The 14,167-nt window shown below is 70.5% G+C and carries 15 protein-coding genes; 9 read left to right on the top strand and 6 right to left on the bottom strand.

The window, feature by feature from the left end:
- The first annotated feature begins 37 nt into the window (after window positions 1-37).
- The 4 genes from ACLJQE_RS02575 to ACLJQE_RS02560 are packed head-to-tail and all read left to right on the top strand — an operon-like array spanning window position 38 to window position 4,077.
- Window positions 38-1,039 carry an ABC transporter permease gene (locus tag ACLJQE_RS02575; RefSeq protein ID WP_410637287.1) on the top strand — a complete coding sequence of 334 codons (1,002 nt, stop codon included), beginning with the start codon at window positions 38-40 and terminating at the stop codon, window positions 1,037-1,039.
- On the top strand, window positions 1,036-1,965 hold the full coding sequence (locus ACLJQE_RS02570) for an ABC transporter permease (RefSeq protein ID WP_410637286.1): 930 nt from the start codon (window positions 1,036-1,038) through the stop codon (window positions 1,963-1,965). The genes ACLJQE_RS02575 and ACLJQE_RS02570 overlap by 4 nt, the downstream gene beginning before the upstream one ends.
- Window positions 1,966-1,972: 7 nt before the next feature.
- Window positions 1,973-2,968: an ABC transporter ATP-binding protein gene (locus tag ACLJQE_RS02565; RefSeq protein WP_410637285.1), complete on the top strand. Its 996-nt coding sequence runs from the start codon at window positions 1,973-1,975 to the stop codon at window positions 2,966-2,968.
- The gene (locus ACLJQE_RS02560; RefSeq protein WP_410637284.1) at window positions 2,965-4,077 is read left to right on the top strand and encodes an ABC transporter ATP-binding protein; all 1,113 of its coding nucleotides are present in this window, start codon (window positions 2,965-2,967) and stop codon (window positions 4,075-4,077) included. Before ACLJQE_RS02565 ends, ACLJQE_RS02560 begins: the two co-directional genes overlap by 4 nt.
- Window positions 4,078-4,144: 67 nt before the next feature.
- Here ACLJQE_RS02560 and ACLJQE_RS02555 read toward each other — a convergent pair whose 3' ends face one another.
- Together ACLJQE_RS02555 and ACLJQE_RS02550 are read right to left on the bottom strand one after the other, a co-directional pair.
- The gene (locus tag ACLJQE_RS02555) at window positions 4,145-5,347 is read right to left on the bottom strand and encodes an RNA polymerase sigma factor (protein WP_410637283.1); all 1,203 of its coding nucleotides are present in this window, start codon (window positions 5,345-5,347) and stop codon (window positions 4,145-4,147) included.
- Window positions 5,344-5,694 carry a YciI family protein gene (locus ACLJQE_RS02550; RefSeq protein WP_410637282.1) on the bottom strand — a complete coding sequence of 117 codons (351 nt, stop codon included), beginning with the start codon at window positions 5,692-5,694 and terminating at the stop codon, window positions 5,344-5,346. The genes ACLJQE_RS02555 and ACLJQE_RS02550 overlap by 4 nt, the downstream gene beginning before the upstream one ends.
- 74 nt (window positions 5,695-5,768) lie before the next feature.
- On the opposite strand from ACLJQE_RS02550, the gene ACLJQE_RS02545 reads away from it, so the two are divergent.
- Complete coding sequence (locus ACLJQE_RS02545) at window positions 5,769-6,200, top strand: YybH family protein (protein ID WP_410637281.1); 432 nt, start codon at window positions 5,769-5,771, stop codon at window positions 6,198-6,200.
- Window positions 6,201-6,552: 352 nt separating this feature from the next.
- Window positions 6,553-7,179, top strand: a complete 627-nt coding sequence (locus ACLJQE_RS02540; RefSeq protein WP_410637280.1) for a DedA family protein — start codon at window positions 6,553-6,555, stop codon at window positions 7,177-7,179.
- Here ACLJQE_RS02540 and ACLJQE_RS02535 read toward each other — a convergent pair.
- Window positions 7,176-8,072 (bottom strand): EamA family transporter, encoded by an 897-nt coding sequence (locus ACLJQE_RS02535; protein ID WP_410637279.1) that lies wholly within the window; start codon window positions 8,070-8,072, stop codon window positions 7,176-7,178. The genes ACLJQE_RS02540 and ACLJQE_RS02535 overlap by 4 nt on opposite strands.
- Window positions 8,073-8,158: 86 nt before the next feature.
- Between ACLJQE_RS02535 and ACLJQE_RS02530 the strand changes: the two genes are divergently transcribed.
- Window positions 8,159-9,064: a LysR family transcriptional regulator gene (locus ACLJQE_RS02530; protein ID WP_410637278.1), complete on the top strand. Its 906-nt coding sequence runs from the start codon at window positions 8,159-8,161 to the stop codon at window positions 9,062-9,064.
- Here the strand turns inward: ACLJQE_RS02530 and ACLJQE_RS02525 are convergent.
- Window positions 9,054-9,659: a TetR/AcrR family transcriptional regulator gene (locus tag ACLJQE_RS02525; RefSeq protein WP_410637277.1), complete on the bottom strand. Its 606-nt coding sequence runs from the start codon at window positions 9,657-9,659 to the stop codon at window positions 9,054-9,056. The two genes, ACLJQE_RS02530 and ACLJQE_RS02525, sit on opposite strands and share 11 nt — an antisense overlap.
- 59 nt (window positions 9,660-9,718) lie before the next feature.
- Here ACLJQE_RS02525 and ACLJQE_RS02520 point away from each other — a divergent pair, with 59 nt between their 5' ends.
- Window positions 9,719-10,333 (top strand): peroxiredoxin-like family protein, encoded by a 615-nt coding sequence (locus tag ACLJQE_RS02520; RefSeq protein ID WP_410637276.1) that lies wholly within the window; start codon window positions 9,719-9,721, stop codon window positions 10,331-10,333.
- Between the two features lie 200 nt (window positions 10,334-10,533).
- Entirely contained in the window at window positions 10,534-11,436 is a 903-nt protein-coding gene (locus ACLJQE_RS02515; RefSeq protein WP_410637275.1) for an SDR family oxidoreductase, read from the top strand.
- Here ACLJQE_RS02515 and ACLJQE_RS02510 read toward each other — a convergent pair.
- Both ACLJQE_RS02510 and leuA read right to left on the bottom strand, forming a co-directional pair.
- On the bottom strand, window positions 11,427-12,404 hold the full coding sequence (locus ACLJQE_RS02510) for a helix-turn-helix transcriptional regulator (RefSeq protein ID WP_410637274.1): 978 nt from the start codon (window positions 12,402-12,404) through the stop codon (window positions 11,427-11,429). The two genes, ACLJQE_RS02515 and ACLJQE_RS02510, sit on opposite strands and share 10 nt — an antisense overlap.
- Entirely contained in the window at window positions 12,401-14,161 is a 1,761-nt protein-coding gene (leuA, locus tag ACLJQE_RS02505) for a 2-isopropylmalate synthase (RefSeq protein WP_410637273.1), read from the bottom strand. Before leuA ends, ACLJQE_RS02510 begins: the two co-directional genes overlap by 4 nt.
- Window positions 14,162-14,167: the final 6 nt, after the last annotated feature.

Raw genomic sequence — 14,167 nt, 5'->3', positions numbered from 1 at the left:
GTTCCGTACTCAGCGGGCTGCCACCTAAGGACTGCAAGTGCTCCGTTTTCTCATGCGTCGGCTGCTACAAGCGATTCCGACGCTCCTCGTTCTGTCCATCTTGATCTTCGCCTGGTTACGCGCCTTGCCCGGCGGCCCCGCGGCGGCGCTGCTCGGCGACAAGGCGACCCCGGAGAAGATCGCCAACCTCAACCACGTGCTCGGGCTCGACCAGCCCGTCATCATCCAGTACTTCAAGTTCCTCGGCCGCGCGGTCACCGGTGACTTCGGCAGTTCGCTGGTCTCCAGCCAGCCGGTGATCGGGGAGATCGGCACTTACCTGCCCGCCACCATCGAGCTGGGCGTCTGCGCGATGATCGTCGCGGTGCTCATCGGCATCCCGGCGGGCTACCTTTCGGCCCGCTACCGCGGTGGCGTCGCTGACAACGTGATCATCCTGCTGACCCTGGTCGGCGTCGCGGTGCCGGTGTTCTTCCTCGGCTACATGATGCAGGACCTGCTGGCCGGCCCGCTGGGCCTGCCGTCGCAGGGACGGCAGGCGGCCGGCCTGGACGCCACCTCCATCACGAACTTCGCCATCCTCGACGGCATCATGACCAGCGAGTGGGACGCGGTCTGGGACGCGATCCTGCACCTGATCCTGCCCGCGTTCGCGCTGGCCACCATCCCGCTGGCGGTGATCACCCGGATCACCCGCGCGTCGGTGCTCGAGGTGCTCAACGAGGACTTCATCCGCACGGCCAACTCCAAGGGCCTGACCCAGCAGGTGGTGCGGCGGCGGCACGTGCTGCGCAACGGCCTGCTCCCGGTGGTCACCACCATCGGCCTGCAGACCGGCGCGCTGCTCGGCGGCGCGGTGCTGACCGAGCGGGTGTTCAACTTCCGCGGCCTCGGTTTCCTGCTGGCCGAAGGGATCGAACGGCGTGACTACCCCCGCCTGCAGGCGCTGCTGCTGTTCGGCGCGTTGGTGTACGTGCTGGTGAACATGCTGGTCGACGTCTCGTACGGGATCATCGACCCGAGGGTGCGTGTGCGATGAACACTCTGCTCAACAAGAAGAAGGAACCGATCGACAAGCTCGCGTCGGCGTCCGGGCACAGCCTGGGCGGCGAGGCGCTGCGGCGGATGCTGCGCAGCCCGGTGGCCATCACCGGCGGCGTGATCACCGCGTTGTTCCTCCTCCTGGCGATCTTCGCGCCGATCATCGCGCCGAAGGATCCCTACGAGCGTTACCTGCAGGGTGAGGTTTCCCTCGGGCAGGGCATTATCCCCGGCGCCCAGCCCGGTTTCCCGCTCGGCGTGGACGACTTCGGCCGCGACTACCTCTCGCGGCTGCTCGTCGGCGCCCAGCAGACGCTGCTGGTCGGCGTGCTGGCCACGGTGATCGGCGTGCTGATCGGCGTCATCATCGGCGGGCTGGCCGGCGCGTTCGGCGGCTGGGTCGACACCGTCCTCATGCGACTGGTCGACGTCATGCTGTCGGTGCCTTCGCTGCTGCTGGCCATTTCGGTGGCCGCGCTGTTCCAGAAGCCCAGCCAGTGGACGGTGATCCTGGCCGTGTCGATGATCGGCGTGCCGATCTTCGCGCGGCTGCTGCGTGGCTCCATGCTGGTGCAACGCGGCAGCGACCACGTGCTCGCCGCGACGTCGCTGGGGGTGAAACGGACGTCCATCGTGTTCCGGCACATGCTGCCGAACTCGCTGGGTCCGGTCATCGTGCAGGCGACGCTGACGCTCGCCACCGCCATCCTCGAGGCCGCGGCACTGTCGTTCCTCGGGCTCGGCGACCCGGACCCGAACCGGGCCGAGTGGGGCATCATGCTGAGCCGCGCGGCCCGGCAGTTCCTCGACGTCCGGCCGGAGCTCGCGTACTACCCGGCCATCGCGATCATCGTGGTCGCGCTCGGGTTCACGCTGCTCGGCGAGTCACTCCGCGAAGCCCTCGACCCGAAGAACAGGCGGTGAAGCACTGATGGCACTCCTTGAAGTCCGTGATCTCAAGGTCGACTTCGTCCGCCGTGGCGAGCGGTCGTTCACCGCTGTCGACGGCGTCAGCTTCGACGTCGAGCCCGGCCAGACGGTCGGCCTGGTCGGCGAGTCCGGCTGCGGCAAGTCCGTGACGTCACTGGCGATCATGCGGCTGCTGGCCAAGCGCGGCAACAAGGTCAGCGGCTCGGTGCGCTTCGAGGGCACCGACCTGCTCAAGCTGTCCGACGGGGAAATGCGCGACCGCCGCGGCCGCGACCTCGGCATGGTGTTCCAGGACCCGCTGTCCTCGCTGAACCCGGTCATCCCGATCGGGCTGCAGATCACCGAGGTGCTGGAGCGCCACCGCGGGATGTCGCGCAAGGCGGCGTCCGTCGAAGCGGTGGACCTGCTGGACAAGGTCGGCATCCCGGACCCGTCGCGGCGGCTTTCCGAGTACCCGCACCAGCTTTCCGGCGGGATGCGGCAGCGCGCGCTGATCGCGATCGCGCTGGCGTGCCGCCCGCGGCTGCTCATCGCCGACGAGCCGACGACCGCGCTGGACGTCACCATCCAGGCGCAGATCCTGGCGCTGCTGCGGGAACTGGTGCAGGACACCGGAACCGCGCTGATCATGATCACCCACGACCTCGGCGTCGTCGCCGGGCTGTGCGACGAGGTCAACGTCCTCTACGGCGGCAAGATCGTCGAGCGGGCGCAGCGGCACCGGCTGTTCGCCGAGCCGCGGCACCCGTACACGCACGGCCTGCTCGCGTCGATCCCGCGCCTGGACGCCGGCCGCGGCGAGAAGCTGATCCCCATCCGGGGGTCGGTGTCCGACAACATCCCGTGGGACCACGGGTGCGCGTTCGCGCCGCGGTGTCCCAACGCGTTGCCGGTCTGCCGCGAGGTCCAGCCGCAGCTGGCGCCCGACCAGGGCGGGCTGCTGCGCTGTCACAACCCCGTGCGGCCCGCGGTCGCCGCGGGAGGAGGAACCCGATGACCCGTCCTGCTGGTGACGTGCTGCTCGAGGTCAACGACCTCAAGGTGCACTTCCCGATCAAGAGCGGCATCGTGTTCGACCGGACGGTCGGGCACGTGTACGCGGTCGACGGCGTCGACCTGGCCATCCGGCGGGGCGAAACCTACGGTCTGGTGGGGGAATCCGGCTGCGGCAAGTCCACTTTGGGCCGGGCGATCCTGCGGCTCAGCGAGCCCACCTCCGGCCAGGTGGTGTTCGACGGCACCGACGTCGCCGCCCTCAAGGGAGAGGAACTGCGGAAGGCCCGGCGCCGGATGCAGATGGTCTTCCAGGACCCGATGTCCAGTTTGGACCCACGGCAGTCGGTCGAATCCATCCTGGTCGAGGGCATGCACGCCCACGGCCTCGACAAGGACAAGGAATCGACACAGCAGCGGCTGCGCCAGCTGCTGTCCGCGGTCGGCCTGCCGGAGTCGTCGCTGCGGAAGTACCCGCACGAGTTCTCGGGCGGGCAGCGGCAGCGCATCGGCATCGCGCGGGCGCTGTCCGTGGAGCCGGACCTGATCGTCGCCGACGAGCCGGTGTCCGCATTGGACGTTTCGGTGCAGGCCCAGGTGGTGAACCTGCTGGAGGACCTGCAGGCCCAGCTCGGCCTGACCTACGTCGTGATCGCGCACGACCTCGCGGTGGTGCGGCACATTTCCGACCGCATCGGCGTGATGTACCTGGGCGCGCTGGTCGAGGAGACCGACGCGGACTCGCTGTACCAGGACCCGCTGCACCCGTACACGCGGGCGCTGCTGTCGGCCATCCCGGTGCCGGACCCGCTGGTCGAGGACACCCGCGAGCAGATCCTGCTCGCCGGTGACCTGCCGTCGCCGGCGAACCCGCCGTCGGGCTGCCGCTTCCACACGCGCTGCCCGTGGCGGCAGGCGAGCCTGTGCGACACCGACCGTCCGCAGCTGCGCGAAATCGGCGCCGGGCACCGGGTGGCGTGCCACTACGCGGAGGACATCCGCGACGGGCGCATCCAGCCGCACGAGGTGGAGCCGGAGCTGGTGGAGCTCACCGGGGCACTCAACCCCGACCTGGGCCCGCCGGACATCGGCACCTCCGCCGAGATCCTCTGAACGGAGCTTTCACGTGAAAGTGATCCGGAGGCGATCCCTCCAGGTCACTTTCACGTGAAAGTGCCCCTCATGACGGCTGGAGGGCGGCGGCCCGCGATTGCAGGTACGCCTGTTCGGGGAGGCTCAACGTGCGCCGGGCGGCGGCCAGGTACGCCTCGCGAGCCGCGGCCGGGTCGCCGGACCGCTCCAGCAGGTGCGCGCGCACCGCGTCGACGCGGTGGTGCCCCGCGAGGTCCTTCGCCGCTTCCTCCAGCTCTGCCAGCCCGGCCTCGGGGCCGTGGACCTGCGCGAACGCCACCACCCGGTTCAGCGTCACCATCGGGCCCGGAGCCACGACCCGCAGCAGGTCGTAGAGCGTGAGGATCTCCGCCCAGCCGGTTTCGCCGCTGGTCACGGCCTCGTCGTGGACCGCGGCGATCGCCGCCTGCAGCTGGTAGGGGCCGACGGGTGCGGTCGCCAGCGCCCGGGTGATCAGCGCGACGCCTTCGTCGATGAACGCCCGGTTCCAGCGGGTCCGGTCCTGCTCGGCGAGCGGGACGAGGGCCCCGGTCGCGTCGACCCGGGCCGGACGGCGGGCCTCGGTGAGGAGCATCAGGGCCAGCAGACCCGTGACTTCGCCGTCGTCCGGCAGTTCCGCGCGCAGCCGCCGGACCAGCCGGATCGCCTCGGTCGTCAGCTCGACGCGGCTCAGCGCGTCTCCCGAACTGGCCGTGTGGCCCTCGGTGAAGATCAGGTACAGCACCTGCAGCACGGCGGCCAGCCGCTCGGGGCGCTCGCCGCGCTCGTCGCCGGTGAGCCGTTCGCCGCGGAGCTTCTGTTTCGCGCGGCTGATCCGCTGGCCGATCGTCGCTTCCGGGACGAGGAAGGCCCGCGCGATCTCGGCGGTCGTCAGCCCGCCGACCGCCCGCAGCGTCAACGCGACCTGCGACGGCCGCGTCAGCGACGGGTGGCAGCAGAGCAGCAGCAGGGTCAGGGTGTCGTCGACACCGCTGACCGGCTCGGGGTGCGGCGGCTCGGCCAGCGCGACGGTTTCCTCCCGCCGTTGCCGCGCCGTCTCACTGCGCCACAGCTCGATGCGGCGCCGGGACGCCGTCGTGATCAGCCACCCCTTCGGGTGATCCGGGACGCCTTCGGCCGGCCACTGCCGGTAGGCGGCGAGCAACGCCTCCTGGACGGCGTCTTCGCAGGTGCCGAAGTCCCCGTACCGCCGGACGAGCGCGGCGAGAACCTGCGGCGCGAGCTCGCGGAGCAGGCTTTCGACGTCGGTCACAGCTCAGGTCCGTGCAACCCCATGACGGGCCGCACCTCCACCACGCCGAAGGAGGCTTCGGGGATCCGCCGGGCGATCTCGAGGGCACGCTCTTCGCTCTCGCAGTCGAGCAGGTAGAAGCCGGCGAGGAACTCCTTGGCCTCGGCGAAGGGCCCGTCGGTCGCGCTCACCCGCTTGGTGAGCTCCGGGAAGGCGAGCCGTTCGGAGACGATCCGTTCGCCGGAGGCATCGAGCTCGTCGTTGAGCTGCTGGTAGCAGGCCAGCCCGGCGGCCCGCTGTTCGTCGCTCATGCCTTCCCAGGCAGCGCGCGACTCGGGGTTGCCGTAGATCAGGACCACGTATTTCACCGGAGCCTCCTGTCGAAATCCGTCGGTCGGCGCCTACGTCTCCCGTGCAAGCACCCGACCTTGAGGAGAATGTCATGAGTGAGCAGCAGATCCGCGCGTTGCTGGCGGCGCGCGAGCTGGCGATGAAGACCCGCGACGCGGAGACGCTGGGAGCGCAGTACGCCCCGGACGTGGTCGCGTTCACGTTGGCACCCCCGCTGGCCCACCGAGGTCCGGAGGTCACCGACGTCGCGGCCCGCCGGGCGTGGTTCGAGACGTTCGAGGGCCCGATCGACTACGAGATCCGCGACCTGAAGGTGACGATCGGCGGCGACATCGCATACAGCCACGCGCTGAACCGCCTGGCCACCACCCCGAAGGGAGCACCGGCGGGCTTCGAGCTGTGGTTCCGTTCGACGGTGTGCTTCCGCCGCGAGGACGGCGAGTGGCGAATCACCCACGTGCACGACTCGACGCCGTTCTACATGGACGAGACGCTGCGGGCGGCGGTGGACCTGAAGCCCTGACCGCCGGCTCGGGCATTCCCGCGACCGGCGCGGTGAGGGGGCGAGGACGCGCTCGCCCCCCTCACCGCACGCGCTGTGCCACTACGGCTTCCGAAGTTGTCCACATGGGGGTGAACCCTGTGGACAACTCCGCGCCGACGGGACGTGGCCGGGGGACGACGTCGGAGCCACTCACCGAAAACCGTGGCCCCGACGTCGTTTCCGGCGATCCCGGGTGCCGCCCACACTGGGCAGACCGCGACCAAAGTCGTACGCCGGGCCATACCTGAGTAGGCCGTCCGGCGTACTCCACCCCCGGTAGTCTTCGGAACGCGAACATCAATTCCGACGTGGGTCCCAGGGGGTACGGGCTGTGCACATCGACCAATGGCTGGAGGCGATCCCGCCGCTCTCGGTGTACCTGATCGTCGGGGCGGTGATCATGATCGAAAGCCTCGGCATTCCGCTGCCCGGGGAAATCGTGCTGGTCAGCGCGGCTTTGCTGGCTTCGACGCACGATGCGGTGAACCCCCTCTGGATCGGGATCCTGGCCAGTGCCGGCGCCATCATCGGCGACAGCATCGGCTACTTCATCGGAAAAACCGGCGGGCAACGGCTGTTCGCCTGGGCGGGCCGGAAATTCCCGAAGCACTTCGGGCCGACACACCTGGCCAACGCCGAACGGATCTTCGACAAACGTGGTGTGTGGGCGGTCTTCCTCGGCCGGTTCATCGCGTTCCTGCGGATCCTCGCCGGCCCGCTCGCCGGGTCGCTGCGCATGCACTACCCGAAGTTCCTGCTGGCGAACGCGGCCGGCGGCATCGTCTGGGCGGGCGGCACCACCGCGGCCGTCTTCTACCTCGGTGTGGTCGCCGAGGAGTGGCTCGGCCGGTTCTCCAAGTTCGGCCTGATCGCCGCGATCGTCATCGGCGTCGTCGTCTTCTTTGTCATGAAGAAGCGCCTCGGCCGCAACCACGCGGAAGACGGACCGCAGGCCTAAACCGCGACCAGCTCCGGCTCGGGCTTGCGCGCGGGCCGCAGCGACCCGAGCAGCACACCGGCGATCACGACGGCGGCGGCGCCGACCTCCAGCCCGGTCGGCCGCTCGTCCAGCAGCAGGAACGACGCCGTCAGCCCGACCACCGGCACCAGCAGCGAGAACGGCGACACCACGCCGGCCGGGTTGCGCCGCATCAGTGTTGTCCACAGGCCCGATCCGACGATCGTGCCGATCAGCACGACGTAGGTCAGGCCGCCGAGCGCGGCCAGCCCGGTCGGGGTCCCGAGTGTCGTCAGCGAACGCCACTGCGCGGCCGGGCCCTCCATGACCAGCGAAAGCGCGAACATCGGCAGCGGCGGCACCACCGACATCCACAGCGTGAAGTGCAGCGGGTTGTCCGGCTCGGCCTTGCGGGTGCTCAGGTTGCCGAACGCCCAGCTCAGTGCGGCCAGCAGGGTCAGGATCATCGGCAGCAGCGCGGCGTGCCCGGACTGCTGCCACGCGATCGCGGCCATCCCGGCCACCGCCAGCGCGATGCCGGCCAGCTGGTGCGGCGTGACGCGTTCGCGCAGGAAGACGGCGCCGAGGAGCACCGTGAACGGCGCCGACGCCTGCAGCACCAGCGACGCGAGCCCGGTCGGCATGCCGGTGTCCATCGCGATGAACAGGAACGCGAACTGCCCGGTGCCGAAGCCCAGCCCGTACCCGAGCAGGTGCCGCACCTTCACCTTCGGCCACGGCACGAACAGGATCGTCGGGACGGCGATCACGGCGAACCGCAGCGCGCCGGCGAACACCGGCGGGAACTGGCCGAGCGTGGCGTGGATGGCCAGGAAGTTGAGTCCCCAGAGGACGGCGACGAGCACGGCGAGCAGGCGATCACGGGCGGGCATGTTTCCACTGTGACAACGCGGACCGTGAAGGACCAGCGAGAATATCTGCACGAACCTTGTAGCGCTGCTTCAAGTACAGTGGCGGCGTGGATCTGGGCAGGCTGCGCACGTTGCGGGAGTTCGCCGACCGCGGGAGCGTGACGGCGGCCGCGCGGGCGCTGCACTGCACGCCGTCCGCGGTTTCGCAGCAGCTGCGCGCGTTGCAGGGCGAGGTCGGCGTGCCGCTCACCGAGCCGGCGGGCCGGGGCCTGCGGCTGACCGACGCGGGCCGCGCGCTGGTCGCCCGCGCCGACGAGGTGCTCGCGGCGCTCGAGCGGGCCGAGTCCGAACTGGACACCTACCGCAGCGCGCCGCGCGGGCGGGTGCGGATCGCGATCTTCCAGTCGGCCGGCCTGATGCTGCTGCCGGGGCTGCTGACGCGCGTCGCCGGGTACGACGGCCTGGAGATCGACGTCCGGGACGTCGACATGACGCCGCCGGAGGTGCCTGGCCTGGTCGCGGACTACGACATCGTGGTGGCGCACCGCGACGAGCACGCGCCGGAGTTCGATTCGAGCCGCCTCGAGGTGGTGCCGCTGCTGCGGGAGCCCCTCGACGTCGCGCTGCCGGCCGGGCACCGGCTGGCGAACCAGCGCCGCGTGGAGCTGTCCGAGCTGGCGGACGAACGCTGGATCAGCGTCGACTTCGGCTTCCCGGTCGACGACGTGCTGCGCTCGCTGACCATCCGCACCGGCGTGCGGCCGGTGGTGGTGCAGCGGATCAACGACTTCCGGATCACCGAGCGGCTGGTCGCCGCCGGCCACGGCATCGCGCTGCTGCCGCGGTACACAATGGACACTCGCCGCGACAGCGGGCTGGTCGGGCGGCCGCTCGCCGGGATCCGGGCGGCCCGTCTGGTGGAGGCGGTTTGCCGGACGGGCGCCCGCCGGCGCCCGGCGGTGGCCCAGGTGATCGAGGAACTGCGCGCGGAGGTCGGTCAGCTCACCGCTTGAAACCGCGCAGGTAGGCGAGTGCGATGCCCAGCGCGTCCTCCAGTGCCGTGAGGTCGTGCCGGATGTGCGCCAGCAGCAGTCCACCTTGGACGGACGTCATCGCCGCCTGCGCCAGCCGCGCGGGGTCGGCGCCGGGGTCGAGCTCGCCCTTGTCGCGCAACGTGGCCAGTCCGCGCTCCAGGTGGGCCTCCCACGTCCGGTAGGCCTGGTCGACCAGCGGTGCGAGCTTCGGGTTGTCGCCGACCTCGCCGGCGAGGTTGCCCAGCGGGCAGGCGATCGGCCCGCCCGCGCGGCGGTGGACGTCCAGCAGCTGCTCGGTCCACGTCTCGAGGTCGGCCCAGGAGGCCAGCGTGAAGATCGCCGGCTGGTTGCCGAGTATCTGCTCGAGGTACCGGTCGATCACGGCGCCGACCAGCTGTTCCTTGTTCTTGAAGTAGTGGTACATCTGCGATTTTCCGGCCCCGCTCGCGGCGAGCACCTTGTCGACGCTCGTGCCGGCGACGCCGTCGACGTACATCAGCGCGGCCGCCGCGTCGACGATCGCGTCGCGCGTCCGCTTGCCGCGCGGGGTCGAGGCCGCCGCTTGCGTCTCCATGTACTGAATAGTACAGTTCGGCACACTGTACCGATCAGTACAACCAACAAGGGGGATCCATGTCGCTCGACAACGCCCTGACCGGCCTGAACGACCACATCCGTGACGCACTGCCGCCCGAGGTGTTCGAGATCCTCGAAGCGGATCGGCGCCGGGCCGGGAAGACGGAGTTCGCCAGGGCCGGCGACAAGATCGAAGACTTCACGCTGCCGGCGGCCGATGGTGCGCCGACGAGCCTGGGGCAGCTCGTCGCCGACGGGCCGGCGGTGCTCGTGTTCTACCGCGGCCAGTGGTGCCCGTACTGCAACCTGACCCTGCGCACCTACCAGCAGGAACTGCTGCCCGAGCTGGCGAAGTTCGGCGCGAGCCTGGCGGCGATCAGCCCGCAACGGCCGGACGGCCCGGCGCCGGACCTGGCGTTCCCGGTGCTTTCGGACGTGGGCAGCGCCGTCGCGCGGGGGCTCAGGCTGAGCTACCCGGTCTCCGCCATCGTGCGCGAGGCCATGGAGACGCTCGGCATCGACCTCGAGGAGGTCAACGGCACCTGGGAGCTGGTCCACCCGGCGGTCGTCGTGGCCGACCGGGACCGGGTGCTCCGGTACGTCGACGTTCACCCGGACTTCGTCACGCGCACCGAGCCGGCGGAGATCCTGGAAGTGGTCAAGTCGCTCTGACCGCTTTGGGGGTCCGGGTGGCGGAGCCCCCGGCCCGGGGCACCAGCAGTCCCGCCGTCGATCCGTCCACACCCCCATTGACCGCCCGCTCACGGCAAAGCAATCCCGATCGGCGGGTACTCACAGCAATCCGACAGCTCGGCCACGGATTCGCCGAAACCATGACAGGAGTTGTCATGGTTGGCCGTGAGGCTGGGCGCATGAACACACTTTCCGGAAAAGTCGCCCTGGTGGCGGGCGGCACGCGCGGTGCGAGCCGGGCGATCGCCGTCGAACTCGGCCGCGCGGGCGCCTTCGTGTACGTGACCGGGCGGACGACGCGAGCCGGGCGGTCCGAAGTGGACCGCCCGGAGACGATCGAGGAGACGGCCGAGCTGGTCGAGCAGGCGGGCGGCCAGGCGGAGGCGATCCGCGTCGACCACCTCGTGCCGGACGAGGTCGAGGCGCTGGCCAAGCGGATCGACCACCTCGACATCCTGGTCGACGGCCTGTGGGGCGGTGATCAGCACCTGGGCTGGGGCAAGCCGGTGTGGGAGCACGACCTCGAGGCCGGCCTGCGGATGATCCGCCTCGGCATCGACGCGCACCTGATCACCAGCCACTTCCTGCTCCCGCCGCTGATCAAGCGACCGGGCGGGCTGGTCGTCGAGCTGACCGACGGGACGGCCGAGTACAACGCGAAGTACCGCGAAGGCACTTCGCTGCCGTTCTACCTGGCGAAGGCGTCGGCGCACCTGCTGGCGATCGGGGAGGCGGCCGAGCTGGCGTCGCACGGCGCGACGGCGGTGGCGTTCACGCCGGGGTACCTGCGGTCGGAGGCGATGCTGGAGCACTACGGCGTCACGGAGGAGAACTGGCGCGACGCGTGCGAGCGCGTCCCCCATTTCGCGATTTCGGAGACGCCGACGTTCTGCGGCTGGACGGTGGCGGCCTTGGCGGCGGATCCGGACCGGCACCGGTGGAGCGGGCAGACGCTGAACAGCGGCCAGCTGGCGAAGGAGTACGGCGTGGACGACGTCGACGGCAGCCGCCCGGACGGCTGGCGGTACATGACGGAGGTGGCCGACGCGGGAAAGCCCGCGGACACCATCGGCTACCGCTGAGCGTTGCGGGCGGCCAGCTCCGCGCCGATCGCGGCCAGCGCCGCCCGCAGCTCCGCCGGTTCCAGCACCTCGACCCCCGGGCTCAGCGCCACCAGCTGGCCGAGGCCGATCTTGCCGTCTTCCAGCGCGAGCTCGGCCTCGGCCCAGCCCTGGGAGTCCGGCGTCCCCAGTGAAACGACCGTGTCCGCCAGGTGCTCGCCCCCGAACACGCGGCGCAGCTCCCGCACCGCCGTCCGGTTCAGCCGGGCACGCACCCGCACCGGCCGCGCCACCTGCTCGAACGCCGCCGACGACGAACGCCACCAGCGGGCCAGGTCGAACTCCGGCGGCCGCGGGAACGTGTCCTCCTGCACGGTGACGGCCAAGATCCGTGACACCCGGTAAGTCCTCAGCGCGTCGTCCGAGACAACCCGCGCCACCAGGTACCAGACGCCCGCCTTCAGCACGAGCCCCAGGGGTTCCAGCTCCCGCGAAGCCACCTTGTCCCGGCGCTGGTACGTCACGGAGACCCGCCGCTGGGACCACACCGCCTGCGCCACCGCCGTCAGCGCCGGCGGTTCGTCCGCTGAGCCGAACCAGCCCGGCGCGTCGAGGTGGAAGCGCCCCGCCACCAACGCCGCGTGTTCCCGCAGCTCGGCAGGCATCCCCGCGGACACCTTCGCCCGCGCCGCGCTGCCCGCGGTGTCGAGCCCGAGCCCGGCGAGCGCGTCCGGCGCCCCCAGCGCGAACAGCGCGACGGCCTCACGCGCGGTGAGGCCGTCGAGCCCGGAGCGCCAGCCGTCGACCAGCCGGAAGCCGCCGTGCCGCCCCGGCTCCGTCCACAGGGGAACGCCCGCTTCGCGCAGGGCCGCCAGGTCGCGGTGCATCGTGCGCTCCGACACGCCCAATTCGGCGGCGAGCTCGGCGGCGGTCGCGCTGCGTCGCCGTTGCAGCGTGAACAGCAGCGCGACCAACCGCTCCGCTTTCACCGGTTGGCGCGGTTCACCGCCGAGACGACCGCGCGCAGCGAGGCCGTGACGATCGACGGGTCGATGCCGATGCCCCAGAACACCCGGTCGGAGATCGCGCACTCGATGTACGACGCGGCGCGGGCGTCGTCACCCGGGGAGAGCGTGTGCTCGCTGTAGTCCAGCAGGCGCAGGTCGTACCCGACCGTCGACAGCGCGTCGAAGAACGCCGCGATCGGGCCGTTGCCGCGGCCGGTCACCTCGTGCTCGTCGCCCTCCACGCGGACGGTCGCGGTGATGTCGTACTCGCCGTCGCCGTTGTCGCGGACGTGCTGGCGGACCAGCTCCAGCGGCGTCTTCAGCTCCAGGTACTCGGCCGAGAAGGCGTTGTACATCGTGGTCGGGTCGACCTCGCCGCCCTCGGAGTCGGTGTAGCGCTGGATGACCTTCGAGAACTCGATCTGCAGCCGCCGCGGCAGGTCGAGCTGGTGCTCGGCCTTCATGATGTAGGCGACGCCGCCCTTGCCGGACTGCGAGTTCACCCGGATCACGGCCTCGTACGTGCGGCCGACGTCCTTCGGGTCGATCGGCAGGTACGGGACCTCCCAGGGGTGCTCGTCGACCGGTACGCCCGCCTTGTCGGCGGCGTCCTTCATCGCGTCGAGGCCCTTGTTGATCGCGTCCTGGTGGCTGCCCGAGAACGCGGTGAACACCAGGTCGCCGCCCCACGGCGAGCGCTCGGGCACCGGCAGCTGGTTGCAGTACTCGACCGTCCGCTTGATCTCGTCCATGTCGGAGAAGTCGATCTGCGGGTCGATGCCCTGGCTGTAGAGGTTCATGCCCAGCGCGACCAGGTCGACGTTGCCGGTGCGCTCGCCGTTGCCGAACAGGCAGCCTTCGATCCGGTCCGCGCCGGCCTGGAAGCCCAGCTCGGCGGCGGCGATGCCGGTGCCGCGGTCGTTGTGCGGGTGCAGCGACAGGATCACCGAGTCGCGGCGGGCCAGGTTGCGGCTCATCCACTCGATCGAGTCGGCGTAGACGTTCGGCGTGGCCATCTCGACGGTCGCCGGCAGGTTCAGGATCACCGGCTTCTCGGGCGTCGGCTGCCAGATTTCGGTGACGGCGTTGCAGACCTCGAGCGCGTAGGACAGCTCGGTGCCGGTGTAGGACTCCGGCGAGTACTGGAACCGGAAGTCCGTGTCGGGGTGCTTCGCGGCCAGCTCGACGACCATTTCCGCGGCCTGCGTCGCGATCTTCTTGATGCCCTCGCGCTCCTCGCGGAAGACCACGCGGCGCTGCAGGATCGACGTCGAGTTGTAGATGTGGACGATCGCGCGGGGCGCGCCGTCCAGGGCCTGGAAGGTCCGCTCGATCAGCTCCGGACGGCACTGGGTCAGCACCTGGATGCTGACGTCGTCCGGGATGGCGTGCTCTTCGATGATCTCGCGGACGAAGTCGAAGTCCGTCTGCGACGCGGCCGGGAAGCCGACCTCGATCTCCTTGTAGCCCATGCGGACCAGCAGGTCGAAGAACTTGCGCTTGCGCGCGGGCGACATCGGGTCGATCAGGGCCTGGTTGCCGTCCCGCAGGTCGACGGCGCACCACAGCGGCGCGCGGTCGATGCGCTTTTCGGGCCAGGTGCGGTCGGGCAGGTCGATGTTCTCGACCAGGTCGTACCAGGGGCGGTAGCGGTGGACCGGCATGGACGTGCCGCGCTGGGTGTTCCAGGCGGGCTGGCCGGCGGGCGCGGGACGAGAGGGCTTGCGGATCTTGCTCATGGGATT

It is taken from the genome of Amycolatopsis sp. lyj-346 (assembly GCF_046548975.1).
Lineage (GTDB): Bacteria > Actinomycetota > Actinomycetes > Mycobacteriales > Pseudonocardiaceae > Amycolatopsis.
The sequence above is the reverse complement of the archived record's forward strand: the minus strand, read 5'-3'. Positions and strand labels throughout refer to the sequence as shown.

Excerpts from the sequence above, each read along its gene's own strand:
- leuA (WP_410637273.1), bottom strand. The coding sequence starts at position 14,161 with ATGAGCAAGATCCGCAAGCCCTCTCGTCCCGCGCCCGCCGGCCAGCCC.
- ACLJQE_RS02560 (WP_410637284.1), top strand. The coding sequence starts at position 2,965 with ATGACCCGTCCTGCTGGTGACGTGCTGCTCGAGGTCAACGACCTCAAG.
- ACLJQE_RS02545 (WP_410637281.1), top strand. The coding sequence starts at position 5,769 with ATGAGTGAGCAGCAGATCCGCGCGTTGCTGGCGGCGCGCGAGCTGGCG.
- ACLJQE_RS02535 (WP_410637279.1), bottom strand. The coding sequence starts at position 8,072 with ATGCCCGCCCGTGATCGCCTGCTCGCCGTGCTCGTCGCCGTCCTCTGG.
- ACLJQE_RS02565 (WP_410637285.1), top strand. The coding sequence starts at position 1,973 with ATGGCACTCCTTGAAGTCCGTGATCTCAAGGTCGACTTCGTCCGCCGT.
- ACLJQE_RS02520 (WP_410637276.1), top strand. The coding sequence starts at position 9,719 with ATGTCGCTCGACAACGCCCTGACCGGCCTGAACGACCACATCCGTGAC.
- ACLJQE_RS02515 (WP_410637275.1), top strand. The coding sequence starts at position 10,534 with ATGAACACACTTTCCGGAAAAGTCGCCCTGGTGGCGGGCGGCACGCGC.
- ACLJQE_RS02525 (WP_410637277.1), bottom strand. The coding sequence starts at position 9,659 with ATGGAGACGCAAGCGGCGGCCTCGACCCCGCGCGGCAAGCGGACGCGC.
- ACLJQE_RS02570 (WP_410637286.1), top strand. The coding sequence starts at position 1,036 with ATGAACACTCTGCTCAACAAGAAGAAGGAACCGATCGACAAGCTCGCG.